Source organism: Marinobacter sp. UBA2498 (genome assembly GCF_002341575.1).
GTDB classification, from domain to species: domain Bacteria; phylum Pseudomonadota; class Gammaproteobacteria; order Pseudomonadales; family Oleiphilaceae; genus Marinobacter; species Marinobacter manganoxydans.
This window is the reverse complement of the sequence record NZ_DDOI01000133.1, coordinates 14,973-16,326: the sequence shown is the minus strand read 5'-3', so window position 1 is coordinate 16,326 and position 1,354 is coordinate 14,973. Positions and strand designations below refer to the sequence as shown.

Below are 1,354 nucleotides of genomic sequence, written 5' to 3'. Positions count from 1 at the left end.
GCCACGCCAACTCCTTTTGCTGCTCACAACAATGAAACAACGCATCCAGTGCGTTTACATACAGCGTTATATGAACAGCAGTGTACTGTAAATTCCTGTAACTGCAACCAACGGCAAACAGAATGAGCGTGTCAGCCGTTCAGGGTGCGTTCAGAATGTAAAGAAAACTGACAACACACGGCGCCCGGGTTGTCAGTTTCTTCTCTGTATCAGGCGTTACGACCGCTTGCGCATGCGGGCCAGAAAAAGCCCCAGGAGACCGAGCCCAAGCAGCGCCAGGGTGCCGGGCTCCGGGACCGCAACGGTACCGACGGTTACGTTATCCAGGCCGTAGCCGTCATTCGGTTTATTGGAAAAGATGGACACGCCGCCAAGGCCTGCCGAGTCAAAAATCGAGATGTAAAAAATCGTGCCGTTACCCAGGGCTGTTCCGAAGATGTCGTTGAAACTGAACCCCACGCCGCCAATCGAGAACCGGCCACCCGCATCGTTAGGATCTGTCATGTAGAACCCCATGGCATTGTAACCCGCAGCCGGCGAGATGCTCATTTCCCTGGCGTCCATGCTGTCCAGCCAGTTGTCACCGGATACCGGGTAGCGCCCGCTGAAAGGCGTTGTGCCTGCATCCAGAACGGCAAGGCCTTTCGTGCAGGTGTAACCGCCACTATCGCAAAGGCCGCCGGAACCCGGCACCGCGCTGGTAAAACTGCCGACACCCACCTGGGAGTTAATGGAAACTGACTGATCACCAGGGTTGTAAAAGGTATTGTTGTCGAACGTTTCGGTGAGATAGCCGCCGCTCAGGGTTGCCAGGAAGTTACTTTCGGCCTGGCCAGCGGCGGCTCCGCCCTGGGGGCTGACGGAAAGAATGGGTGCTGCGGAAACCCAGGAGCATGCGCCAAAGAGTAGTCCGGTCGCAATAATGGCTGTTGCCTTGTTCATATCAGTACTCCGTTTCACTGATTAATTCGCCTTCGCCGGAGTACTGAAGGCACATTTCGCGCCACAATGATAACTGTTTAAATTTCAGCTTGTTATGAAGCCCTTACCCACAAACTGTAAATTAAACCGACACCCACTGTTTCATATTCAGATCACAAAAAGCCCGACAAACTCATGCACTGGCGTGCCTTCCAGCGCTTTCTGATCCTTGCAGAGCTGGTAGATCCGGTCGCAACGCTGGCCAGGGAACCGGGTGGCAAGGTTGTTGTTGAATTTGTCTTCCAAGAGCGGAATCCCCTCCTTCCTGCGGCGACGGTGGCCGATGGGGTATTCAACCGCGACCTTGTCCGTGGCACTGCCATCCCTGAAGAACACCTGAATGGCGTTGGCGATGGAGCGTTTGTCTTCTTCC

The 1,354-nt window shown here is 54.8% G+C and carries 1 protein-coding gene and 1 pseudogene; both read right to left on the bottom strand.

The window, feature by feature from the left end; translation table 11 throughout:
* Positions 1-216: 216 nt before the first annotated feature.
* Entirely contained in the window at positions 217-942 is a 726-nt protein-coding gene (locus B2W52_RS18330; protein WP_286803865.1) for a PEP-CTERM sorting domain-containing protein, read from the bottom strand.
* A gap of 147 nt (positions 943-1,089) precedes the next feature.
* A pseudogene (gene prpD / locus B2W52_RS18325) lies at positions 1,090-1,354 on the bottom strand (2-methylcitrate dehydratase); the annotation flags it as partial.

Coding starts and splice junctions, on each gene's coding strand:
- B2W52_RS18330 (WP_286803865.1), bottom strand. CDS start 942: ATGAACAAGGCAACAGCCATTATTGCGACCGGACTACTCTTTGGCGCA.